This window comes from Brevibacillus borstelensis (assembly GCF_036700025.1).
GTDB classification, from domain to species: Bacteria; Bacillota; Bacilli; order Brevibacillales; family Brevibacillaceae; genus Brevibacillus; species Brevibacillus borstelensis.
Map to the genome: position 1 here is coordinate 4,572,455 of NZ_CP144922.1, position 23,029 is coordinate 4,595,483.

A 23,029-nucleotide genomic window follows, 5' to 3' on the forward strand; every position below is an offset into this window, starting at 1 on the left:
GTTTTTCTGCTTCCGTCTTGTGAATAAAACCCCGTCTACAAGGATTGGGGACCTCGTATTGCAACTGTTTTGCCTGCAGACAGGAGGAGAAATGCAAATGAGTTTATTGCGGGAATTCCAGGAGATCACGCAGCAGGTGGCCGAAGCCATCTCAGCCGCTTTGCAGATCGAGACGGAGATCGTCGATGACACGATGACGATTATCGCCGGGACGGGAAAGTACAAAGACCGCATCAACACCAAGGAGGAGGGCGGCGAAGTGAACGCCGGCTATTTGTACGGCCGGGTTCTGACCACCAACCAGCCGTTCTTCATCGAGGACGCCCGCAGCGATCCCTCCTACGATCCGTCCGTCCTGCAGGGGGTCACCGAAGAGCTGGCGGAGCTGTGCACGCCGATCCATTACAAAGGCGAGGTGATCGGCGTGATCGGCCTGATCGCCTTCACCGAAACCCAGAGGAGGCTGCTCATCCACAATCGGCTGCCGTACCTTACCTTTTTGCAGCGGATGACCGAGCTGCTCACCGGCAAGATCGCCGAGCAGGAAGCCTGGAACGAGTGGAAGAAGACGTTCACCCAGTTGGAAACCTTGATCGAATCCATCCATGAGGGCATTATCGCCATCGACGAGCGCGGATTGATCAGCAATTGCAACAAAACGGCCCAGCAGCTTATTCAAAAGAACAAACAGGAGCTCATCGGCACTCCCCTGCAAACGATTTGGGCCGACTCGCCGATGCTGCAAGTGCTTGAAACCGGCGTCGGCTATGTCGAGCAGGAGGAGATTTACCGCCTCGGGGAGCATGACATGCACTTCATCGTAACAGCCCGTCCCATCCGCGTGGCCGACCGGGTAGCGGGGGTTGTCGCCTCGTTTCGCCGGATGGCGGACATGCGTCGCCTCGCCTACGTCCTGACCAACGAGCACAAGGACCTGTACTTTTCGGAAATCATCGGCAAAAGCCGCTCCAAGTCGCTCGTGATCAAACAGGCGGAGCAAGTCGCACGCGGTACCTCCAACATTTTGATCACCGGCGAGAGCGGCACCGGCAAAGGCATGATAGCCGCCGCCATCCACTCCGCAAGCAACCGGCGGGACGGTCCGTTCATTATCGTCAACTGCGGGGCGATTCCCGAGGCGCTGCTGGAAAGCGAGCTGTTCGGCTATGTGGCGGGCGCATTTACCGGAGCCAAGCGGGAAGGCAAGGCGGGCAAGTTCGAGCTGGCCGACGGCGGCACCATTTTTCTCGACGAGATCGGCGATTTGCCGCTGCATCTCCAGGTGAAGCTGCTCCACGTCCTGCAGAGCAAGCAGGTCGAACGGGTCGGGTCCAACCAGCTAATCCCTGTCAACATCCGGGTCATCTCCGCCACGAACAAAAACCTCGAGGAAATGGTGCGAAACCGTGAATTCCGCGAAGATCTCTACTTCCGGCTGAACGTCATCCCCCTGCACATGCCGCCTCTGCGCGAGCGGGTAGAAGACATCCCGCTGCTCATGGATCACTTCCTGGCGAAGTACCGGGAGCTTTTAGGCCACCCGATTCTCGATTTCACCCCGGAGGTTCGGGCACTGTTCATGCATTATCACTGGCCCGGGAATGTCCGCGAGCTGGAAAATGCCATCGAGTACGCCGTCAACATGGAGGTCTCGCCGTACATCGGACTGGACAGCGTTCCGGTGCGCATCCGCCAGCACCACAGCGTCAGCGGCATCACCGGTCCCGGCGAAGCCGATCAGCCGTTGAAGGAGCGACTCCAGCGCCACGAGCGGCAAATCCTGTACAGCATGCTGCAGCAATACGGATATTCTCTGGAAGCCAAAAAGCTGGTGGCAGAAAAACTGGACATCGGCCTGGCGACTCTATACAGAAAACTGGAGGGACATAAACTTCTCAATGATGAGAAAGTATTCTAATTTCTAGGAAGCAACGGGCGATGATTTTCCTGCCTTCTGCTTCTTTTTTCGTGTCTGATCGACCTATATGTTGGAATATTCAAAATTGGCATTATTTTTGCTTGTAACAAGAGGTGCGAAAAGAAAAAACGAGGGGGGTTCCCATGCTAGGTCCTATGGTGGAGCTTCAAAACGTCATCAAACGCTTTGGTCAACATACAGTCGTACACGATCTGTCCCTCCACATCCAGAAGGGTGAATTTCTCACTTTGCTCGGCCCCAGCGGCTGCGGCAAAACCACTACGCTCAGAATGATTGCCGGATTCGAACATCCGACATCCGGCAAGGTAAAGCTGGATGGCGAGTTCGTACAGGATTTGCCTGCCTACTCCCGCGATGTCAACACCGTCTTTCAAAGCTACGCCCTCTTCCCCCACCTGAACGCTTACGAAAACGTAGCGTTCGGTTTGCGTGTCAAAAAAGTCGCCAGGGAAGAGATCGACCAGCGGGTCAAACAGGCTCTTCGCCTCGTTCAATTGGAAGAGTACGCCAGCCGCAAGCCGGAGCAGCTGAGCGGCGGCCAGCGGCAGCGGATTGCCATCGCCCGGGCGCTGGTAAACAATCCAAAGGTGCTGCTGCTCGACGAGCCGCTGGGCGCCCTGGATCAAAAGCTGCGCAAGCAGATGCAGGTCGAGCTGAAGCATCTGCAAAAGCAGCTCGGGGTCACGTTTGTCTTCGTCACGCACGACCAGGAAGAAGCGTTGACCATGTCTGACCGCATCGCGGTTATGAACAAGGGTGTCCTCGAACAGGTCGGCACCCCTGCCGACATCTACGACCGGCCTGCGACGCGATTTGTCGCGGAATTTATCGGCGAGACCAACCTGTTGACCGGAACAGTCAAACTGCGGGATTCCCGCCGGATGCTGATTGACTGCGGGGGCATGGAGGTAGCCGCGGCTTCTCTGCAGCTTCCCGAGAATGAGAAGGTGACCGTCGCGATCCGCCCGGAAAAATCGGCTCTCAGTCTTGCACCGGTAGAAACCGGGATTGACCAGCTCGTACAGCTTCCCGGCCGATTGACAGAGCGAATCTACTGCGGCGGAATTACGCGGACTGTCGTCACCTTGCCCGGGGGAATTCCCTTTGTCGCCGTGGAAAAAACGGATCAGCTCCTGCCGGTAAACGAAGGCGACGAACTATTCGTCAACTGGCAGCCGGAGCACGGGGTGGTGTTAACCCGATGAAGGCCCCTGTAATCGGCTCCGCCACCTCCAGCAGACCTGCAGCCACGACCCCGAACCGGCCTGTCCGCGATTACGGAAAGACCTGGACAATCGGGCCCATCCTGATCTGGATGTGTGCCCTTTTCCTGCTGCCGCTCATCTTGATTCTCGGCGTCAGCTTCTTTACCCGCAGCTCATTTGGCGGGATTGAACTGCCTTTGACAGTGGAGAACTACGTCCGTTTTTTCGACCCGCTCTACTTTAAAATTTTGTGGATTTCCTGTGTGCTGGCCTTTTTTACGACGGCGATTTGCCTCGTTCTCGGCTATCCGTTCGCCTATATCGTCGCCCGCTCTCCGATCAACTACCGCAACATTCTGATGCTGCTGATCATTGTTCCCTTTTGGACAAACTCGCTCATCCGAACCTACGCCTGGATCGTCCTTTTGCGGACCGAAGGGGTCATCAATACAATCCTCATGCAGCTCGGGATCATCAGTCAGCCCCTGCCGCTTCTGTACAACGAGACTGCCGTTCTGATCGGGCTTGTTTACACCATGCTGCCGTTTATGGTGCTGCCGCTGTACGCCTCGATCGAAAAGCTGGACAAATCGCTGCTGGAGGCGTCCTCGGACTTGGGCGCCAAGCCCGTCCATACCTTCTGGAAGGTGACCCTGCCTCTCACCGCGCCAGGGATCATGGCCGGTTCCCTGCTCGTCTTCATTCCGTCCCTGGGCCTCTTTTTCATCCCGGACCTGATGGGAGGAAGCAAGACCGTCCTGATCGGAAACCTGATCAAAAATCAGTTTCTCACCGCCCGCGACTGGCCATTCGGCTCGGCAAGCTCCATTATCCTGATGGGACTGACGCTGTTGTTTATCACAGCCTACATCCTGATCACCAAAGACAAAGAGGGAAAGGAGCTGCTCTAGGATGCGCTACTCGCTCGGCCGCAAATTCTCCGTTTTCTACGCTTCGCTTATCTACCTGTTTTTGTATATGCCCATTGCCATTTTGATTCTGTATTCCTTTAACCAATCCAAGCTGAATGCGGTCTGGACCGGTTTTACTTTCGACTGGTACGTAAAGCTGATGCAGAACAGCGACGTGCTGGAAGCGATGAAGACCTCTCTGATCGTAGCGCTGATCAGCACGCTGGCCGCGACGATGATCGGCACGCTGGCGGCCGTCGGGATGTACCGCTACCACTTCCGCGGAAAAACGGCTCTGGACGCGATGCTGTACCTGCCCATCGTCATCCCGGAAATCGTCATGGGGATCTCGATGCTCGCGCTGTTCGCCCAGTTGAAGGTGCCGCTCGGCTATTTCACCCTGATCGCAGCGCACATCACCTTTTCCGTTCCCTTCGTCGTTGTCGTGGTGCGGGCCCGGTTGGCCGGATTTGACAAAAGCATCGAGGAGGCGGCGATGGATTTGGGGGCTACGCCCTGGCAGACGTTTGTCAAAGTGACGATGCCGGTCATCGCTCCGGGCATTTTGGCCAGCGCGATGCTTGCTTTTACGCTGTCTCTTGACGACGTGATCATCAGCTTTTTCGTGGCAGGGCCTGCGAGCGCGACGCTGCCCCTGAAGATTTTCTCCATGGTCAAATTCGGCGTGACTCCGGAAATCAACGCTCTGTCTACTTTGATGCTCGTCGTCACACTGGCTATCGTCATCTTTGCCGAACGCATCCGGATGCGCAAGGAGTAGTTCAAACGCTCAGCTCTTGAGTTTCCATATTATTACAAAGGGGGATTTGATATGAAGCAAGGCTTTCGGAAAATAGTGGCGGCCGGCTTTCTGACGATCGCACTGACAGCGGCTGGCTGCAGCTCCACGCCGTCATCGCAAGGCGGAGAAAACGGTCTGGACAAAGAACTCAATGTGTTTAACTGGTCTGAGTACCTGCCCGACTCGGTCATCAAAAAATTTGAAGAGAGATACGGGGTAAAAGTAAACTACAGTACGTTTTCCTCCAATGAAGAGATGCTGGCCAAGGTTTCCGCAGGGGGCGGCATTTACGATCTGACGGTAGCGAGCGACTATTTTATCCAGCCGATGGCCAATCAAGGACTGATCGAGCCGCTCGATCTGAACAATATTCCCAATTTCAAGAATCTGGAGCCCGACCTCGTAAACAAAGAGCATGATCCCGGCAACAAATACAGCGTCCCCTACATGGGCAATACGGTCTCGCTCGCCTACAACCCCGACAATATCAAGACGAGCATCACCAGCTTTGCGGACCTGTGGAAACCCGAATTGAAGAGCCAGATCGTGATGGTGGACGATCAGCGGTTCATCCTCGGCATGGTGTTGAAAACGCTGGGCTACTCCGGCAACGACACCGATCCTGCCCACCTCGAGGAGGCCAAGCAAAAAATGCTCCAGCTGATGCCCAATATCAAGGCCTTTGACAGCGACAGCCCGAAGACGCTGATGATCAACGGCGAAGTGAACGTCGCCCTCGTCTGGGGACCGGAAATCGCGCTGGCACAGCGGGAAAAGCCGCAAATCACGACAGTCCTGCCCAAAGAGGGACTGATGATAACATTTGACAACTTCGTCATACCTGCAGGTGCGAAACACAAGAAAACGGCGGAGGCCTTCATCAATTTCTTGCTCGAACCGGAAATCAGCGCGGAAATCGCCAAGGATTTTCCCTATATCAATCCGAATACCGAGGCCCGCAAGCTGATCGACAAGGAGACGCTGGAAAATATCGCCATCTATCCCCCGCCCGAAGAGATGAAGCGGGTGGAAAGCCTGAAGGATATCGGCGATTCGGTTAAACTGTACGACCGCATCTGGTCCGAAGTAAAAAGCTCGCAGTGAGCTGGCGGCAGTGTCGCTATACGAATTGCTCCGCCCTCGCACATTAGTTGCCCGAGGCCGTGGCATATTGCGAAACGTCTCGACCAATTGCCCGAGGCCGTGCCGCATGGCGAAACGTCCCGGCTAATTGCCCGAGGCCGTGCCGCATGGCGAAACGTCCCGGCTAATTGCCCCAGACCGTGCCACATAGCGAAACGTCCCGGCTAATTGCCCCAGACCGTGCTACATTGCGAAACGTCCCGGCCAATTGTCTAAAGGCCGAACCACATTTCAAAACGCCCAGCCTTGATATAACCTTTCCAAGGCTGGGGCGTTTGTTATTTTCCGTGTGTCAACCTCACTCGAAAATCGCTTGCTTTGCTTCTTCTTTTCGGAAGATCTCCCGCGGATAGTAATTGGCGAGGGGAGGAATCCCGTTTTCTTGAAAATACCCGAGCTCGCACATTTCGTCGTTTTCCGGGTGAAGAGCGCCTCCGACAACCGCGCACTCAAAAACAACCGTCAAGTATTCCACCTGATGTCCGTTCGGGTATGTAAATCTGTGCTTTTCCCCGCCAAACACTCCGATGATTCTCTCCGGCTTTACCTCCAAACCGGTCTCCTCCAGCACTTCCCTACGTACGGCCTCCGCTGGTGTTTCTCCGATCTCGATCGCCCCGGCGATCAGGCCCCAATTCTCCTCGTTATGTTTGCGTCCAAACAGAATTTCATCTTTTTCATTGCGGATCATTGCAGCGACGCAAGGCATGAAAATCAGGCCGGGCCCGAACGCTTCTCTCAAATCTTTATAGTATTGAGACATCGCCATAACGGTCAGCTCCTTCTTTATTGGCATCTTTATCGATTGTCTGCCGCTCTAACAGTTCCTTGCGACGCCCCCGCTCTCCTGCCTATAAAGATCCGCCAACCGAATGAAAAAAGGAAGGGAGCATCCATAAACCGCTCCCTTCCTTTTTGCCAAACTACCGCGCCACTTTCATTTCTTTGGAAAGCTGGGCGATCCCCTCTTCAATGCAAGCCAACACGTAATCGATCTGTTCGTACGAAATGACTGCAGGCGGCTCGATGCGAATCACCGTCGCGTTGTTGATCGTACCGCCGACGAGGATTTTCTTGCCGAACAGCATTTTGGCCAGCGTATAGCCAAGGTTGTTGGTGGCGAACTCCATCCCGATCAACAGGCCCCGTCCGCGTACGTCGACCATGACCTCCGGGTACTGCTCCTTGATCTCGTTCAGGCGCAGCATGATGTAATCGCCCTTTTCCTTGGCCATCTGCGGGATGTTGTCGGCAAGAATCGTGTGAATGCCCGCGATAGCCCCCGCGCAGCAGAGCGGGTTGCCGCCGAAGGTGGAGGAGCCCAGCAGGAACGGATTTTCCTCCATTTTTCCCCACCATTTCTTCTTGGCGACCATGGCAGCGATCGGCATGACACCACCGCCGAAAGCTTTGCCCAGTGTCATGATATCCGGTACGACATCCCAGTGATCGACGCCAAACAGAGTGCCGGTCCGCCCCATGCCGGTCTGCACCTCGTCAACGATCAACAGACACTCGTATTTGTCACAGATTTGGCGCAGCCGCGGCAGGTAGTCATCCGGCGGAATATTCACGCCGCCCTCTCCCTGGATCGGTTCGACGATCACGCCAGCCACCGTTTCGCCAGTAGCGATCAGCATGCGAATCGCCTGCTCCACCGCGTCCGCATCCCCGAACGGAACGTGCTGAAAACCGGGAACGAGCGGCATGTACGGCTCGCGGAATGTAGATTTCCCCGACGCCGAAAGGGAAAAGAGCGTCTTGCCGTGGAAGCCTCTTTCCGTTGAAATGAAGCATTTTTTCCCCGTGGCCAGCCTCGCCAGCTTCAGGGCCATTTCGTTTGCCTCGGTACCGCAGTTTACGAGGTAGGAGTGCTGCAAATCTCCTGGTGTAATGTACGCCACCAGCTTGGAAAGATAGCCCCGCAGCGGGTCCACCATCTCTTGGCTGTGCAGAGCGTAGCGCTTCAACTGGGCCTCTACCGCCTTGACCACTTTCGGGTGGCGGTGGCCGAGCAGGTATACACCGTAGCCTCCCAGGCAATCAATGTATTCATCCCCCATCGTGTCGCGGAAAATGGCTCCTTCATCTTCCCACTCCACGACCGAATAGTCGGTCGAAACAGACTTGCGGTGCGCAAGTATAGCCTTGGTCACATGGTTGGTAAAGTTCTCGACCGAATCGCTTACAATTTTCTTTTTCTGTTCGACTGTCAGTGTCTCGCTTTCGATGAATGAAAGAATTTCACTGGCAAGCTCAAGAGATTCTTCCCGTGATTTGCGTTCCATGCACCTCATCCTTTCCGGTTTGGTTTTTCACCTTGGAGAAGTTGCAAGAACAATGCCAGCCGAAACAGAGAGAAATGCCCCCGATCTCCCTTCTTTTCATACAGAAATGCACAGTGAAATGAGAAATCGGCTTCTCATATTCAAGAATGACGCGCAATCATTCGCTTGATGATTGGCTCAACCTTTCTTCGTTTCCTGTTCTTGAGAACTTTCGTGCGGAAAGGAGAAAGGCGGTTGACAATACTGTTTTTTATATTATAATAGGTATCAGATAATAATTATTATAAATAAGGAGCGGATAAACAATGGAAAACCTGTATTCTGTACTAAATAAACAAGTAGCCAACTGGACGATCCTGCGCATGAAGCTGCAAAACTACCACTGGAATGTCAAAGGACCTGCATTCTTTACCCTGCACGACAAATTCGAAGAGCTGTACAACGAAGCTTCCGAACACATCGATACTCTCGCTGAGCGCATCCTGGCCCGTAACGGAAAACCCGTTGCCACATTGGGAGAGTGCATTCGAGACGCCAGCATCGAAGAAGCAAGCGACCGCGAGACTGCTGAAGAAATGGTTCAAACACTGATCGAGGATTTTACCACTGTAATCGATGAATTAAAAGACGGCATCAAGAAAGTGGAGGAACTCGGCGATGAGGGCACCGCAGACATGCTCCTGTCCATCCAGACCAGTCTCGAAAAGCATGTGTGGATGCTGAAAGCCTTCCAAGGCTAATCTTGCTGCAAGTGTGTTTTATTTCCTAATAGAGGAAGTTTATTTCCTGATAAAGGAAAAGAGGGCTTTTGTGCCGGAATGCACAACTGCCCTCTTTTTTGCTGCCCGTCTATGTCGCCAAAGAAAAAACAAGTTTTCTTCCGTCCTTTTGAACCTTGACCTGCGGCAAATGCTTGATCGTCTTGTGAATGCCAATGTACGGGCTGGCAAATTCGACTCCGCTCCGTCTTTTCAACTCATCACAGAGCTCATTCAACGTTAATGCCGACATCTCCCGCAAGATTGTTTCTACATGATTGGCTACAGTTTCATAGTCATGACGGGTATGCGTTTTTCGCCCTTTCAGCCGTTCCATCACTTCCACGTTCATGCCGACGGTTCCGTTCTCTGCTCCTTCCGCCAGCAGCGGTTCTTCATTGCCTTCCGCTTGGTCAAGCTCTCTTACTCGCGCCAAAATCTGCTTGATGTCAAGCCCGAGCTGTTTGTCTTGATCCACATATTGTCGGCGCAGCAAAGCCCGCTGTTCCAATAGCGACTCCAGAGTCATTTGCAAAGCCTTACGTTCCGTGAAATATTCCGCCATAGCCTTCCCCTTTTTCACAATTATTTTGATATCCTTAATAATAATAGAATTATATGTAGTTGAAAACGGGTGATTTGTCAAACAATCAAACAGTGAATTAGGCGCGGCGCTGCCCAATTTAGGCGCACGATATCCGGGCATCTGCTTATCCTGATGATAGGCATGCATACTAGAAATACAGAGGATGGTTGCTTGATGGATTTTCACTTGACAGTCGTCGGCCTCCTGGTGGGATTTCTGGTCGGCCTGACTGGTGTAGGGGGCGCCGCGCTATTGACCCCGATCCTGCTCCTGCTGGGGATACAGCCCGCTATCGCTGTCGGAACTGATCTGGTCTACAACTCCATCACCAAGATTTTCGGGACCTGGCAGCATTGGCGGCAAAAAACCGTTCACTTTCCCATCGTGCTCTACCTTGCGATCGGCAGCATCCCGAGCGGCATTATCGCCGTGAATTTGATGAACTGGGTGCACCAGCATGTCCAAGGGGCAGACCTCATCCTGAAAAAAATACTCGGCTTTGTCCTCATCCTGATCCCCCTGGCCATCCTGGCCAAAAGCTGGCTCAGCCGCAAAAGTCCTTCCTGGAATAAATGGCAAAGCATGAGCACGCGCGAAAAGCGTACCCCGCTCATCATCATCGGCGCTTTTCTCGGCTTTCTGGTCGGCTTGACGTCCATCGGCAGCGGCTCGCTCTTTGCCATCGCACTCATGTATTTCTTTCAGCTCTCCGGCAAAGAAGTAGTCGGCACCGACATCGCCCATGCCTTTTTGCTGACCACGGCCGCTGGTCTGGCGCACATGAGCTTCGGCACTGTTCATTTGGCAACTGTCTTTTGGCTCCTGCTCGGCTCGGTGCCCGGCGTCTTGCTGGGAAGCCGCTTGTCCTGCAAGGTCCCCACCGTTTTCCTGCGCTATGCGATCTCGGTTCTCATCATCATCAGCGGAATCAAAATTATCCAAATATGACAAAAACCCTTCCCATACTGCAATCGGGAAGGGTTTCTTTTCTGTTATCGGCAGTTATTTCCCTTGTTCCAGCTCTTCGATCAAGGCGGACAGTTCGGCCCAGCGCTCGATCGCAGCCTCCAGGTCTGCCGCAACCTGCTGCTCTTCCGCGTACAGCTTCTCCACTTTGCCGTAATCGCTGCCTGCCGAGGCAATCTCCTGCTTGAGCTGCACGCTTCTCGCCTCCAGCGCGGCGATCTTGTCCTCGATTGTCTCCCATTCCTTCTGGTCCTTGTAGGAGAGCTTGCGCGTGCGGTTGTTTCCGCGTCCGGAGGCGCTTTTCTCGTCGGCTGCAGCCGCTTTGGCTTCCGCCTGCGCCTTCCCGGCTTTTCGCTTGTCCGCAGCTTCCTGCTCCAGCTCTCTGCGCCGGACCTCGAGGTACTCCGAGTAGTTTCCGGTAAACTGGCGTATCCGCCCCTCGCCTTCAAACGCAAACAGATGGTCCACGGTCCGGTCGAGGAAATATCGGTCGTGGGACACGGTAATGACAGCCCCCGGGAACTGCTCCAAATAGTCTTCCAAAATGCTCAGCGTCTGGATGTCCAGATCGTTCGTCGGCTCGTCCAAAAAGAGAACGTTGGGCTCTCCCATCAGCGTGCGGAGCAGATAGAGGCGGCGCTTTTCCCCGCCGGACAGGCGAGAGATCGGCGTCCACTGCAAATGCGGCGGAAACAGAAAGCGCTCCAGCATTTGCGAAGCGGTAATCACTTCCCCGTCACTCGTGTGCACGACCTCCGCCGCTTCCTTGATGTACTCGATCACCCGCAGCTTCTCATCCATCTCTACGTTTTCCTGCGTGTAATAGGCCAGCTTCACGGTCTGGCCCGTTTCCACCGTTCCGGCATCAGGGGCAAGCCGGCCGGCCAGAATGTTCAGCAGCGTCGATTTTCCGCTGCCGTTGGGACCGATGATCCCGACACGGTCTTGCGGCAGGACGATGTAGCTGAAATCGTCGATGAGCTGCCTAGGGCCGTAGCCTTTGCGAATGTGCTCAATCTCCAGCACCTTTTTCCCCAGGCGGCTCGCTCCCAACGCCATTTCCAGCTTGTCCGCCGGTCCGTCTACCTGTCTGTCCCGCAGCTCTTCCGCCCGCTGGACGCGAGCCTTCTGCTTGGTCGTGCGGGCCTTGGCCCCCCTGCGCAGCCAGGCCAGCTCCCGTCTGAGCAGATTCTGCCGTTTGCTCTCCGCAGCCGCTTCATTCTCTTCGCGTTCCGCCTTTTTTTCCAAGAAGGTCGCGTAATTGCCCTCGTAGCTGTAAAGCTTGCCGCGGTCAAGCTCAAAGATCCGGTTCGTGACGCGGTCCAGGAAGTAGCGGTCGTGGGTTACAAGCAAAAGAGCTCCCTGGTAGCGGGAAAGGTATTCCTCCAGCCACTCCACCGTTTCGTTGTCGATATGGTTCGTCGGCTCATCCAGGATGAGCAGGTCCGCCGGCTGGATCAGCGCGCGTGCCATCGCCACCCGCTTGCGCTGCCCGCCGGACAGCTCCTGGACCTGCTGGGAAAAATCGTGGATGCCGAGCTGCGTCAGGATCGTTTTTGCGAGCGTGCTCGCCTCCCATGCGTTCGCTGTATCCATCCGGCCTTGCAGGCTGAGCATCCGGGTCTGTTTCTGTTCATCGGCAGGATCTGCCTGCAGCTCCGCCAGCGCCTGCTCATATTCGCGCAGCAGCTGCATCAGCGGCGAGTCGCCGTAAAATACTTGTTCGAGGACGCTGGAGTTTTCCGCAAAGCTCGGGTTTTGCGGCAGATACTCGACGCGGAAGTGATTGGCGTGGATTACTTTCCCGCTGTCTGCCGTGTCGAGTCCCGCGATTATTTTCAGGAGCGAGGATTTGCCTGTACCGTTAACGCCGATCAGGCCAATCCGCTGGCCTTCCGCGATGTGAAAGGAAATCCCGTCGAACAGGACCTTCTCGCCGTAGCCTTTGGAAAGGTTTTCTACTGATAAGATATGCATATTGTTCACCTGTGCTTTTAATAGGATAGGAGATGAATCGGTCCGAAATGGCTGCCTTCTGCATGTGCATGGCAGGCTGCCATCATTGCTTCGACCTGACTTCGCCATGTTTTTAGCCTGCTTTTTGCAGGCGCGAATGCCATTCCATTGCGAAAAGCAAAACAGCTAAGCGCGTCAGGATGATGCTACTTGCAAATCGTAACACGTTTTTCGCCGTTGTCCCAGAGACATGCCTGCTCATGCGAAGGCAGTACAGTACAGCCCCGCCGCTTCGTTTACGAGATCGAAGGAGACTGGCGAATGACAGCCACGCTCGACTCCCTCACGATCAGCCGAGGCTCGAACTGCACGCGTTCATATTCCCCGGCCCCGTTGTCGCGAATCCGCTTCAGCAAAAGCTCGGTTGCCAGGCGAGCCACTTCGCCCCCCATGATCGACACCGAGCTGATTTGCGGGCTTGTGACCGTCGTCCACAGGTTGTTGTCGATGCCCACGACCGCCACATCCTCCGGGACGCGAACTCCCAGCTCCTTGAACCGGTTCACGATCCCGATCGCCACCATGTCGTTTACCGCATAGATCGCATCCGGCATATGTTTCAGGCTGTAAAAGTAATCAGCCGCACGCACGCCTGTTTCAAACGAGAAGTCCTCGCCGAAATAGACGAGGGAAGGATCGACCTGCGGCAAAGACTGTTCATAGGCAAAGTAACGCTCCTCGATTTTGTTCTTGGGAGCACCCGCGTAAGCGATCCGGGTCCGCCCGATTTTGATCAGATGCTCCATGACCAGGCGGCCTTCCTGGCTGGCCAGACCGACAACATCCGCTTTCACATTGTCGTCGAGCTTTTTTCCGTAGTTGATGATCGAGACAGGTACGGTTGTTTTATTGATCAAGTCGACCAGCGTTTTGGGATAAGCCAGCGGCATGATAATCAGCCCGTCCACATGCAGCTTTTTCACCTCGCGCACGATCTCCAGCTCGGCCCGGGCGTTCCCGGAGGTATTGATCTGCACGACACGGTAACCGTGCTGCTTGGCAGTCTGCTCTACAGACCAGGCGATATCAGGAATGATTGCATTGCGGATATCCGGCACGGCCAAAGCAATTTGATTCGTTTGCCGCACCTTCAGGCTTTGCGCTGACGTATTCGGAACAAAGCCCATTTCTTCGATTATTTGCAGGATCAGCGCCTTTGTTTTCGGGCTGATCCCGCCGCTATTGTTAATGGCCCGGGATACGGTGGCAATCCCTACCCCTGCCTTCTTTGCTACATCTTCAATCGTTACTTTTTTCTTTGTGGCCAAGAGAGATGTCCCTTCCTTATTGGAATCGTTTTCTGCGATACGAACCAACGTCAGTCGCCTCGTTCTATTATATCATAGGAGGCGATGCTATGACGGGAGGCGGGCTGCACACCGGGGCCTCGGACCCTCCTGCCGCAAAAAAGATCGACGCACGCAAAAGCATCCGTGATCAAGCTTTTCAGGAAGGTATTTTATTCCAACACTTTCATTCAAAAAGCACTTTGACAATGTATCAAACTTATGACATATTAATTTTCGGAAACGTTTCCTATTTTTCTTGCTGGACTCTATTTTTATGATCCGAACTGACAAGGAGATGGAAGATATGAAAGCGTTGCGCTGGCATGGCGTAAAAGACTTGCGTTTGGAAACGATTACGGAACCTCAAGCGCTCAAAGGGAAAGTCAAAATCAGAGTGGAATGGTGCGGCATTTGCGGAAGCGACCTGCACGAATATGTGGCAGGCCCGATTTTCATCCCGGAAGGCACCGCCCACCCGCTGACAAACGAAAAAGCCCCTATTGTAATGGGACATGAATTTTCCGGACAAGTCGTAGAGGTCGGAGAAGGTGTCACCTCCATCAAAGCAGGCGACCGCGTCGTCGTCGAGCCCGTCTTCGCGTGCGGGACATGCCCGGCGTGCAAGCAAGGCAAATACAACCTTTGCGACAAAATGGGCTTCCTCGGCCTCGCCGGCGGTGGCGGCGGGTTTTCGGAATACGTAGCCGTCGATGAGCACATGGTCCATAAAATTCCCGACAGCGTCTCTTATGAGCAAGGCGCTCTGGTCGAACCGTCCGCTGTCGCGCTTTACGCTGTCCGCTCCAGCCAGTTGAAGGTCGGAGACAAGGCTGTCGTGTTCGGTACCGGACCGATCGGCTTGCTCGTCATCGAAGCACTGAAGGCTTCCGGGGCCTCGGACATTTACGCCGTCGAGCTGTCGCCGGAACGCAAGCTCAAAGCAGCAGAGCTGGGCGCGATCGTCCTCGATCCGAAAGAGTGCGATGTCGTCCAAGAAATTCACAAACGGACAGGCGGCGGAGCCGACGTCGCCTTCGAGGTGACCGGCGTTCCTCCTGTTCTCACCCAGGCGATCGAGTCGACCAAAATCGGCGGACAGATCATGATTGTCAGCATTTTCGAAAGAGAAGCGCCTATCAAACCGAACCACATCGTCATGAAGGAGCGGACCATGACAGGCATCATCGGGTATCGCGATGTATTCCCGGCCGTCATCAGCTTGATGGAAAAAGGGTTCTTCCCTGCCGAGAAGCTGGTTACCCAGCGAATCAAGCTGGATGATGTCGTGGAGCAAGGCTTTGAGGCTTTGTTGAAAGAGAAAAATCAGGTGAAGATTCTGGTGAGTCCTAGGTTGTAGGTGCAGGTGTTTTCGGGAAAGGTGCCCTTGGATCGGACTCAGGGGCACTTTATCCTGCTACATAGAAGCTTGTTAGCAAAAAAGGAGTTTCTTGATGTATGACGACCAGCAGAAAAAAGTTTACAATTGAGGAAAAATGTTGAACCATACTGAAAATTACGAAAGAAGAAAATCCAATGAAGGTCGGCTGGATGTACCTGTACGCCGTTATGGACTGGCATTCCCCCTATATCATCGATTGCAGCTAGACCAGAGTCTGGATTGGTTTCGTATGGGAGACCGTGAAACGGGCCTTATCGAGACGCAAGGCCGAAATTATCCGCAGTGATCAAAAACCATACCCGGTTGTTGTGTATAACCGAGATGCAATTCTGCAATCCACCAGACAATATGTAAAAGAAAACTAATTGCCGGGCAGTCGGATGTCACGCCAACCGCTTACATCACATTGACCGTATTGATTATTGCCCACAGCAACTACCGTGCCGTCCGTTTTAAGCCCGATCGTATGAGCGCAACCCGCCGCTACCGCCACAATATCGCGCCAGCCGCTTACATTGCATTGGCCATGCTCATTCCACCCCACAGCCGCCACCGTACCGTCCGCTTTCAGCCTGATTGTATGAGCATTGCCCGTATGAGCATTACCCGCCGCAACCGCCACCATGTCGCACCAGCCGCTTACATCGCATTGGCCATATCTATTATCACCCACAGCCGTCACCGTGCCGTCCGCTTTAAGGACGACGGTATGACGATAACCCGCCGCTATGGTATCTTTAGGCAACCGTTTCACCTTTAACGCCGCTTCTTTCGGTAAAATTTTATCCATGTTTTACCTCCTTGAAAACAAGAGCTATAAACGGCTCTACTTCGAGCGGATGCCGTGAAATTCGGCTTCTCGGCGATCCACGGGCATTGCATCTCCTCCTTTCCCTGATCATAGCGATTCGGACACGGGCTTTCAACACACTAGCGATTTTGCATGGAGGTATTTCAATGGGGGAGATCTCTATTTCAACACGGTGCTACAAGTACCCAAAAGAAAAGCTTTCTCTGCGCTTACTCTTTGGCTACGTCCTCCATATGTGGACATTAACAAAGTGGTAGTATATGTGATATGCCATTAATTCCGCTTCATTTTATCAACAACTGATCAATTTCAATTAGGGGTAACAAAAAAGAGCGATGTGCAATACTTCACACCTAATATTTAAAAAACTGTCTTCACCTCTTGTAGCACTTTTCTTTTTTTCGCGAGGTCAAATAAAGAAAACCCCAGACGAGCGCGGATTACTCGTTTGGGGTAATAATCAATTAATTTCCCCTTTCCCTGTTTGGATCCGAAGAAATAAGGGACTAACTCCTCATAGACTGTTTTTTAGAACTACACAAATGCCCTAACATCTACATTCTCATCCCATTTTTAAAGGGAGACCTTTAAATAATTCATGTGATTGAAGCAACCTTGTTCATTAAAACCAATAATTCGTTAATGCTATTGCTTTTTAATATTTGTGGATTCAGTACCTCAATAAAATGAATCAGTTTTTCACCTTGATTAACAATTTCCTTTTTAAATACTTCTTTAGAGATAGAAACGTTACTCCAATCAATATACTGAAATTCCTTATATGGTTGGTTAATAAACAAGTCAAGTATGCTATCTCGTTGAATGTCATCAACAATGCTAACTAAAAATTCATCCTCCTTAACTTTAAATTCGAGCCATATACTTGGGTGTTCAGGAATCTTATAAGCAACATAATTAGATTCTTGTGCTTTTATGGCAATAGCTAGTAAATCCTTAAACCATCGTACAAGGCGCTCTTCTCCAAAAGGACAATCTTCAAAAAAATACCCATACTTGTACTCATTAAAATTTAACTCGATGATCCCTTCGATATCTCTAAAACTTTCATCAAATTCTTTAGCTGAAAGTCGTTTTAGTTGATCAAAGTCATCAACCGCTTTAAATTTAACTGTGAACATATCACTTCCTCCTATTTTCCTAGTAAATCTGAGAGTTTGTATTTGTGTACTCCGTAAGCTGAATCAAGCTTACCACTTTTTAAAAATACTCTTATATCTTCTCCAAAAACTTTAACAGTATGGAGTCCTTCTGTTACTCCTTTATTGCGTAGTTGGTTAAAAGCAATTTGGGAAGCTTTTATTATTTTTTCATCTGTCCATTCTTTATTAAAGAAAGTTCTCTTGCTTAGCATTGCCTCAATTTGTTCATTAGTCATCTTCTTTTGCCAGTATTGTATTTGATTTTTTACGCTATTAGCTGAATGTCTAGTTAGGATATGAGCGGCTTGATTCTTACTTAGTTCATGTACAGGCTTAGCCACTTTTGTTCCATTAATAGCTGTAATAACAGACTTACCAGCACTACGAACAATTTTTATACCTGCTGCTCCTGGAATTACGTCACCCGAAAACATTTGAATCTGATCCCGATATATTTCGGGAACGGCCTCTAACCCATATCGTTCGTAGATATCTAGTAAAGCCGCTCTTTTTCTGTCATCAAGAAGGAGATCTTCTGGCTTGTTAATAGCCGAACCGCCTATCTCAACATCATGACCAGTTGGGTCAACATACTTAAGAGGATTATTATGAACATACGCATACCGATTCAAACTCAGCGGATTATCCACTTGCCCCTTATACGTATCCTCCGAAATAAACCGCCCCACCGTCGGGTCGTAGTACCTCGCCCGCAGATAGTAGAACCCGGTCTCGCCATCCAAGATCTCCCCGCTATAGGTAAACGGGTTGGACATCCCCTCCGTTTTCGCCGTGAGATTCCCCCACGTATCATACTCGTAGCGGTTTAGTTCCTCGCCGTTCTCCCCAACGACCTTCACGACATCCCCGTGGCTGTTGTACAGATAGTAGCCGCGCTTGTTCGCCGCAACGTCCTTTCGGGAGAGCAGCTCATTCCCCCAAATATTCTGGGCTTTCAGCTGGCCGTTTTTGTCCAGCTCCTCGATGACTCTGCCGTTCAGGTACACGTAGCGGGTTTCGCCGCCATCTGCTGTCTTCGTTGCACGGAGCCCATCCGGATAGTACGTATATTCCGCCTTGGCTCCCGTCTTTTCATTGGTGACGCCTCTCAGGCGGTTGCGCTCGTCAAAGGTGTAGGTGGCTGTACTTGGCATCGCCGGCAGCGTGCCTTCAAAGGTCATTCGGCTGCCTCGGCCGTTATACGAATAACGATTCTCTCCCACTGGCACATTTTCCTTCGTCAAGCGGTCCACTTTGTCGTACTCGTAGCGGTAGGTCGTGCCGTTTCGCTCAATGCTCGTCACGTTGCCGAAAGAGTAGCTGTTCTTCTCCTGCCATACAGACGTGCCGCTCTTGAAATGCTTCAGTGTGTCGACCTGGCCGAACGAATCCCGCTTGCGCACCAGGCTCACGCCGTTTGGATAGGTCAGGGTGTAGGTGTCTCCCGCGTCGCTGAGCTCATACGCGTAGCGAACGGTCTTCGGGGTGCCGTCCAGTCCCGGACTGGTAACCTCTGTCAAGCGCATAGCGTCATCATAGCGGTACGAAACCGCTGTATTTCCAGGGTAGATCAACTGATCCATCTGGTCGTCGGCGTCCGTATGGCGAATCTGATAGAGTCTGCCAAATGCCGTGAAGCTGTTCATCCGCAGAAACGGATCGTAGGTGTAGAACAACTCGCGATACAGCGGGCTGGTGGACTGGATGTTCGGGCCATTGCTGTTGGTTTCTTTCTTTACCAAAGACGTATTCGGGTAATACTCTTTGGTTTCCCGGTTTTTCACCGTACCGGCCGTGTCTTTTGTCGTCAGCTCGGACAGCTCGTAAAACGGCGTGTACGCGTACTCGTGGCGGTTGCCCGCTTTGTCCGTGAACACCGAAACTTTGCCGTTCGGGGTGTAGCCGAATGTCTCCGTCGCCCCGGATGGAACGTCCGTTTCGCTGATTTTCCAGGAAAGGGCATTGTAGTGGTACTTGGTCGTCTGGGTGTTGTTTTCCGTTACCTGCACGAGATTGCCATATGGGTCGTAGCCGTAGCGGTATTCGTTCTATTCGGAGTCGAGTAGGATTGTTCATTCCCTAGGAGGTACCACAAGGGGAATATCCCAATTATCATTTTTTATGATTACTCTTCCTCCCTATTCTATGGACTACAAATACAAGGACAAAAAGAACCCCTGGACGAGCATTAATTACTCGTTGGGGTTCTTTGCTAACACGTTTATAACATTCTATTCACTGCTTTTATATAACTTGGACACCAGTGGAAAGCATTGACGTTTGAATAAGCTTCTTGAAATTCATATTCTCGCTGAAACCAAGGTAAATCAGGATGACGATTTGATACATCTCGTAAACAGAACCACCCCTGTCTCAAGTCTTCCCCACCAGTTGACCTGAAATCAGCATTTGAGCAATAAGCACAAATGTTAAAGGATACGTCCATTTTGTCTTGAAGTGCTTGTAATGCTATGGAGAAATCCTCAACAGCATTGGCTTCAAAGGTTTTACCTCTGTATTCACATACGAGTTTGAATTTCAGTTGAGGTTCATCAAGGTCGTATTGTCTGGTAACGACGATGTATTCCTCTACCGTTACAATTTCGATGGAATTACCATTTGTGGTTTGTACACTATTTAAGAACTTTAGTGAATAACTCTCTGGTAAATTCGTCATCAACTCAAGCAGACTCTGGACATATGTTCCTGCTTCGCTTTCAATATACAGAGATTTTCCTATTAGAATCATATGAACAGTATCATTTTCTCTAAATCGGACATAAAGATTCGCATCCTGACTTTGTCCCTTACCATTAATTAGTTTAGTAATAAGAGTCTTCTCGTTCATTCTCTCCCCCCCTTTCTTTACCTTCCCTTAATTGAGATAGATTTTAGCACAATGGTTAAATAATAAGGATTTGATTCTGCGTCAGGTCTTGATGCAATCCACGCTTTGTGGTGGGCAGGGTTTGTTGCAAAGACACTGACGTGCCCAGTGGCAGGGTTGTCAACCACAGCCTTTAAAACTCCAGTTGCGTTTACTGCATCTATAGAAGTGAATGTATACTTGTTAGACCCTGGTGCTAAAAAGTATGATAATCCTGTTGTATCCACTGGTCTTGGGGTCAGGTTAGTGTTTGTACCCGAACCATCACGGAATATTAGGGTCTGTCCATTATAATTATAAGTCGTAGTGATTGTCGAGGTGTCCTGCGTAGCAATAGTCAATATTGTTGCCACAACACCCGCCCATCCTATTGCACCACCTGATACTGAACCAGAACCAGACCTTGGCATCGTTGCAGTAGTTCCTGCAAAAAACACAGCGGTGGGTCTTAGTTCAAGGTCTTTTGCAATAGAAGCACCTAAATTACTCCAGTATGCAGTCCTTGCATTATCTGCTTGGGTCTCAGCAAATTGCATACGTTGTTTGTCTCCAGCTTTATTTGCCTTTTCCCAAACATCTGTCCAAAAAGCAATAGTATCTCTAGTTGAGCCTTTAATATATCCGTCTCCATCTTTCCAGTGACCTGTTGGGTCTTTATATCTTAAAGGATTATTCTCTGTATACGCATACCGGTTCAAACTCAGCGGATTATCCACTTGCCCTTTATACGTATCCTCCGAAATAAACCGCCCCACCGTCGGGTCATAATACCTCGCCCGCAGATAGTAAAACCCGGTCTCGCCGTCCAAGATCTCCCCGCTGTAGGTAAACGGGTTGGACATCCCCTCCGTTTTCGCCGTGAGATTCCCCCACGTATCATACTCGTAGCGGTTTAGTTCCTCGCCGTTCTCCCCAACGACCTTCACGACATCCCCGTGGCTGTTGTACAGATAGTAGCCGCGCTTGTTCGCCGCAACGTCCTTTCGGGAGAGCAGCTCATTCCCCCAAATATTCTGGGCTTTCAGCTGGCCGTTTTTGTCCAGCTCCTCGATGACTCTGCCGTTCAGGTAGACGTAACGGGTTTCGCTGCCATCTGCTGTCTTCGTCGCACGGAGGCCGTCCGGATAGTACGTATATTCCGCTTTGGCTCCCGTCTTTTCATTGGTGACGCCTCTCAGGCGGTTGCGCTCGTCAAAGGTGTAAGTGGCTGTGCTTGGCATCGCCGGCAGCGTGCCTTCAAAGGTCATTCGGCTTCCTCGGCCGTTATACGAATAACGATTCTCTCCCACTGGCACATTTTCCTTCGTCAAGCGGTCCACTTTGTCGTACTCGTAGCGGTAGGTCGTGCCGTTTCGCTCAATGCTCGTCACGTTGCCGAAAGAGTAGCTGTTCTTCTCCTGCCATACAGACGTGCCGCTCTTGAAATGCTTCAGTGTGTCGACCTGGCCGAACGAATCCCGCTTGCGCACCAGGCTCACGCCGTTTGGATAGGTCAGGGTGTAGGTGTCTCCCGCGTCGCTGAGCTCATACGCGTAGCGAACGGTCTTCGGGGTGCCGTCCAGTCCCGGACTGGTAACCTCTGTCAAGCGCATAGCGTCATCATAGCGGTACGAAACCGCTGTATTTCCAGGGTAGATCAACTGATCCATCTGGTCGTCGGCGTCCGTATGGCGAATCTGATAGAGTCTGCCAAATGCCGTGAAGCTGTTCATCCGCAGAAACGGATCGTAGGTGTAGAACAACTCGCGATACAGCGGGCTGGTGGACTGGATGTTCGGGCCATTGCTGTTGGTTTCTTTCTTTACCAAAGACGTATTCGGGTAATACTCTTTGGTTTCCCGGTTTTTCACCGTACCGGCCGTGTCTTTTGTCGTCAGCTCGGACAGCTCGTAAAACGGCGTGTACGCGTACTCGTGGCGGTTGCCCGCTTTGTCCGTGAACACCGAAACTTTGCCGTTCGGGGTGTAGCCGAATGTCTCCGTCGCCCCGGATGGAACGTCCGTTTCGCTGATTTTCCAGGAAAGGGCATTGTAGTGGTACTTGGTCGTCTGGGTGTTGTTTTCCGTTACCTGCACGAGATTGCCATATGGGTCGTAGCCGTAGAGGTATTCGTTCTTTTCAGGGTCGAGCAAATAGACGAGCTTGTCGCTTGGATTGTAGCGATACGACCAAGTTCGTTTTGTCCCGTCCTTCTCCTGCTCGGACTTGCTTGCGGGCTGTCCGAATGCGTTATAGCTATAGGCGGTGGTGCGTTTTTGCCCGCTTACCCACGCCTCATTCACTTCTTTTTCCAGCTGGCCGTGCCTGTCGTAAAACTGGATCGTTTCCAGGCCGTTTGGACCCAGGGTTTTGATCGTCTCTACCGGCAGATATTGGGTATTGAGCGAATCGACGAACGTGTTTGCCCGCAGGTAGATCGTCGTGCCGATGGGCTCCTGTTTTTTCCAAAGCGTGCCGTCTTTATTGTAGACATACGTGGTCGCCCGGTTGTCCATGGCGTAGGGGGCACTGGACAGCAAGCGCTCTCCATCCGGCGAATACGTGTTGTACTGCAGCGGACGGATTTGGCCGTTGGTCCCGATCTGTCCTTCGTATTCGACTTCGCCGCCCGGGGTAAAATGGGTGAACCTCTTCGTGCCGTCCGGCAGGGTCATTGTCACCTTGCGTTGGCCGTCATCGTAGCTGTAGGTGATCGCGCGGGTTTCTCCTTTATTGGCAAACTGCTCGCGCTTGAGCCGTCCGAGGAAGTCGTACTCGTAGGCGGCCCGGCTTTGGTCGGGGTAGGTGCGACCGATTTGCCTCATGCCTGATATAATTAATTTCTGCCACTGCTAACATCTCCTAACTTTATACCTCCCGTCGTCTGAAA

General features: G+C 52.1%; 17 protein-coding genes and 1 pseudogene. 8 read left to right on the forward strand and 10 right to left on the reverse strand.

The window, feature by feature from the left end; genetic code table 11:
* Positions 1-97 precede the first annotated feature (97 nt).
* The 5 genes from V5G20_RS21925 to V5G20_RS21945 all read left to right on the forward strand — a co-directional run bounded on the left by V5G20_RS21925 (position 98) and on the right by V5G20_RS21945 (position 5,961).
* Positions 98-1,918 (forward strand): sigma-54-dependent Fis family transcriptional regulator, encoded by a 1,821-nt coding sequence (locus V5G20_RS21925; RefSeq protein ID WP_003388198.1) that lies wholly within the window; start codon positions 98-100, stop codon positions 1,916-1,918.
* A 143-nt stretch (positions 1,919-2,061) separates the two neighbouring features.
* Positions 2,062-3,144, forward strand: coding sequence for an ABC transporter ATP-binding protein (locus V5G20_RS21930; RefSeq protein ID WP_243014823.1), 1,083 nt, complete (start codon positions 2,062-2,064; stop codon positions 3,142-3,144).
* Between the two features lie 110 nt (positions 3,145-3,254).
* Entirely contained in the window at positions 3,255-4,055 is an 801-nt protein-coding gene (locus V5G20_RS21935) for an ABC transporter permease (RefSeq protein ID WP_172920426.1), read from the forward strand.
* Between the two features lies 1 nt (position 4,056).
* On the forward strand, positions 4,057-4,836 hold the full coding sequence (locus V5G20_RS21940) for an ABC transporter permease (protein WP_024983525.1): 780 nt from the start codon (positions 4,057-4,059) through the stop codon (positions 4,834-4,836).
* 51 nt (positions 4,837-4,887) lie between these two features.
* Positions 4,888-5,961: an ABC transporter substrate-binding protein gene (locus tag V5G20_RS21945; protein ID WP_024983526.1), complete on the forward strand. Its 1,074-nt coding sequence runs from the start codon at positions 4,888-4,890 to the stop codon at positions 5,959-5,961.
* A gap of 337 nt (positions 5,962-6,298) precedes the next feature.
* Here the strand turns inward: V5G20_RS21945 and V5G20_RS21950 are convergent, their stop codons facing one another.
* Together V5G20_RS21950 and V5G20_RS21955 are read right to left on the reverse strand one after the other, a co-directional pair.
* Positions 6,299-6,769, reverse strand: coding sequence for an NUDIX domain-containing protein (locus tag V5G20_RS21950; protein ID WP_003388201.1), 471 nt, complete (start codon positions 6,767-6,769; stop codon positions 6,299-6,301).
* Between the two features lie 154 nt (positions 6,770-6,923).
* Complete coding sequence (locus V5G20_RS21955) at positions 6,924-8,288, reverse strand: putrescine aminotransferase (RefSeq protein ID WP_039070807.1); 1,365 nt, start codon at positions 8,286-8,288, stop codon at positions 6,924-6,926.
* 305 nt (positions 8,289-8,593) lie between these two features.
* Between V5G20_RS21955 and V5G20_RS21960 the strand changes: the two genes are divergently transcribed.
* Positions 8,594-9,028, forward strand: coding sequence for a Dps family protein (locus tag V5G20_RS21960; RefSeq protein WP_003388203.1), 435 nt, complete (start codon positions 8,594-8,596; stop codon positions 9,026-9,028).
* Between the two features lie 109 nt (positions 9,029-9,137).
* Here the strand turns inward: V5G20_RS21960 and V5G20_RS21965 are convergent, their stop codons facing one another.
* Positions 9,138-9,818, reverse strand: a complete 681-nt coding sequence (locus V5G20_RS21965; RefSeq protein ID WP_243014821.1) for a hypothetical protein — start codon at positions 9,816-9,818, stop codon at positions 9,138-9,140.
* Between V5G20_RS21965 and V5G20_RS21970 the strand changes: the two genes are divergently transcribed.
* Entirely contained in the window at positions 9,807-10,580 is a 774-nt protein-coding gene (locus V5G20_RS21970) for a sulfite exporter TauE/SafE family protein (RefSeq protein WP_003388205.1), read from the forward strand. The two genes, V5G20_RS21965 and V5G20_RS21970, sit on opposite strands and share 12 nt — an antisense overlap.
* A 54-nt stretch (positions 10,581-10,634) precedes the next feature.
* On the opposite strand, the gene V5G20_RS21975 is transcribed toward V5G20_RS21970, so the two are convergent.
* Both V5G20_RS21975 and V5G20_RS21980 read right to left on the reverse strand, forming a co-directional pair.
* Entirely contained in the window at positions 10,635-12,575 is a 1,941-nt protein-coding gene (locus V5G20_RS21975; RefSeq protein WP_243014820.1) for an ABC-F family ATP-binding cassette domain-containing protein, read from the reverse strand.
* Positions 12,576-12,850: 275 nt separating this feature from the next.
* Positions 12,851-13,882, reverse strand: a complete 1,032-nt coding sequence (locus V5G20_RS21980) for a LacI family DNA-binding transcriptional regulator (RefSeq protein ID WP_031932156.1) — start codon at positions 13,880-13,882, stop codon at positions 12,851-12,853.
* A 325-nt stretch (positions 13,883-14,207) separates the two neighbouring features.
* Here V5G20_RS21980 and V5G20_RS21985 point away from each other — a divergent pair, with 325 nt between their 5' ends.
* A complete protein-coding gene (locus V5G20_RS21985; RefSeq protein WP_024983531.1) occupies positions 14,208-15,260 on the forward strand; it encodes a 2,3-butanediol dehydrogenase in 1,053 nt (350 codons plus the stop codon).
* A 421-nt stretch (positions 15,261-15,681) separates the two neighbouring features.
* Here the strand turns inward: V5G20_RS21985 and V5G20_RS21990 are convergent.
* The 5 genes and pseudogenes from V5G20_RS21990 to V5G20_RS22010 form a co-directional block, all read right to left on the reverse strand.
* Positions 15,682-16,092 (reverse strand): annotated as a pseudogene (locus V5G20_RS21990) (chromosome condensation regulator); the annotation flags it as partial.
* A gap of 617 nt (positions 16,093-16,709) precedes the next feature.
* Positions 16,710-17,252, reverse strand: coding sequence for a hypothetical protein (locus tag V5G20_RS21995; RefSeq protein ID WP_024984822.1), 543 nt, complete (start codon positions 17,250-17,252; stop codon positions 16,710-16,712).
* Positions 17,253-17,263: 11 nt separating this feature from the next.
* Complete coding sequence (locus tag V5G20_RS22000) at positions 17,264-19,282, reverse strand: RHS repeat-associated core domain-containing protein (RefSeq protein ID WP_338462215.1); 2,019 nt, start codon at positions 19,280-19,282, stop codon at positions 17,264-17,266.
* Positions 19,283-19,494: 212 nt separating this feature from the next.
* Positions 19,495-20,121: a hypothetical protein gene (locus tag V5G20_RS22005; protein ID WP_024984680.1), complete on the reverse strand. Its 627-nt coding sequence runs from the start codon at positions 20,119-20,121 to the stop codon at positions 19,495-19,497.
* Positions 20,122-20,138: 17 nt separating this feature from the next.
* Positions 20,139-22,964 (reverse strand): RHS repeat-associated core domain-containing protein, encoded by a 2,826-nt coding sequence (locus tag V5G20_RS22010; RefSeq protein ID WP_338462217.1) that lies wholly within the window; start codon positions 22,962-22,964, stop codon positions 20,139-20,141.
* Positions 22,965-23,029 lie beyond the last annotated feature (65 nt).

Coding starts and splice junctions, on each gene's coding strand:
- V5G20_RS21985 (WP_024983531.1), top strand. CDS start 14,208: ATGAAAGCGTTGCGCTGGCATGGCGTAAAAGACTTGCGTTTGGAAACG.
- V5G20_RS21945 (WP_024983526.1), top strand. CDS start 4,888: ATGAAGCAAGGCTTTCGGAAAATAGTGGCGGCCGGCTTTCTGACGATC.
- V5G20_RS21960 (WP_003388203.1), top strand. CDS start 8,594: ATGGAAAACCTGTATTCTGTACTAAATAAACAAGTAGCCAACTGGACG.
- V5G20_RS21950 (WP_003388201.1), bottom strand. CDS start 6,769: ATGGCGATGTCTCAATACTATAAAGATTTGAGAGAAGCGTTCGGGCCC.
- V5G20_RS21975 (WP_243014820.1), bottom strand. CDS start 12,575: ATGCATATCTTATCAGTAGAAAACCTTTCCAAAGGCTACGGCGAGAAG.
- V5G20_RS22010 (WP_338462217.1), bottom strand. CDS start 22,964: ATGAGGCAAATCGGTCGCACCTACCCCGACCAAAGCCGGGCCGCCTAC.
- V5G20_RS22005 (WP_024984680.1), bottom strand. CDS start 20,121: ATGAACGAGAAGACTCTTATTACTAAACTAATTAATGGTAAGGGACAA.
- V5G20_RS21930 (WP_243014823.1), top strand. CDS start 2,062: ATGCTAGGTCCTATGGTGGAGCTTCAAAACGTCATCAAACGCTTTGGT.
- V5G20_RS21940 (WP_024983525.1), top strand. CDS start 4,057: ATGCGCTACTCGCTCGGCCGCAAATTCTCCGTTTTCTACGCTTCGCTT.
- V5G20_RS21935 (WP_172920426.1), top strand. CDS start 3,255: ATGTGTGCCCTTTTCCTGCTGCCGCTCATCTTGATTCTCGGCGTCAGC.
- V5G20_RS21995 (WP_024984822.1), bottom strand. CDS start 17,252: ATGTTCACAGTTAAATTTAAAGCGGTTGATGACTTTGATCAACTAAAA.
- V5G20_RS21925 (WP_003388198.1), top strand. CDS start 98: ATGAGTTTATTGCGGGAATTCCAGGAGATCACGCAGCAGGTGGCCGAA.
- V5G20_RS21955 (WP_039070807.1), bottom strand. CDS start 8,288: ATGGAACGCAAATCACGGGAAGAATCTCTTGAGCTTGCCAGTGAAATT.
- V5G20_RS21970 (WP_003388205.1), top strand. CDS start 9,807: ATGGATTTTCACTTGACAGTCGTCGGCCTCCTGGTGGGATTTCTGGTC.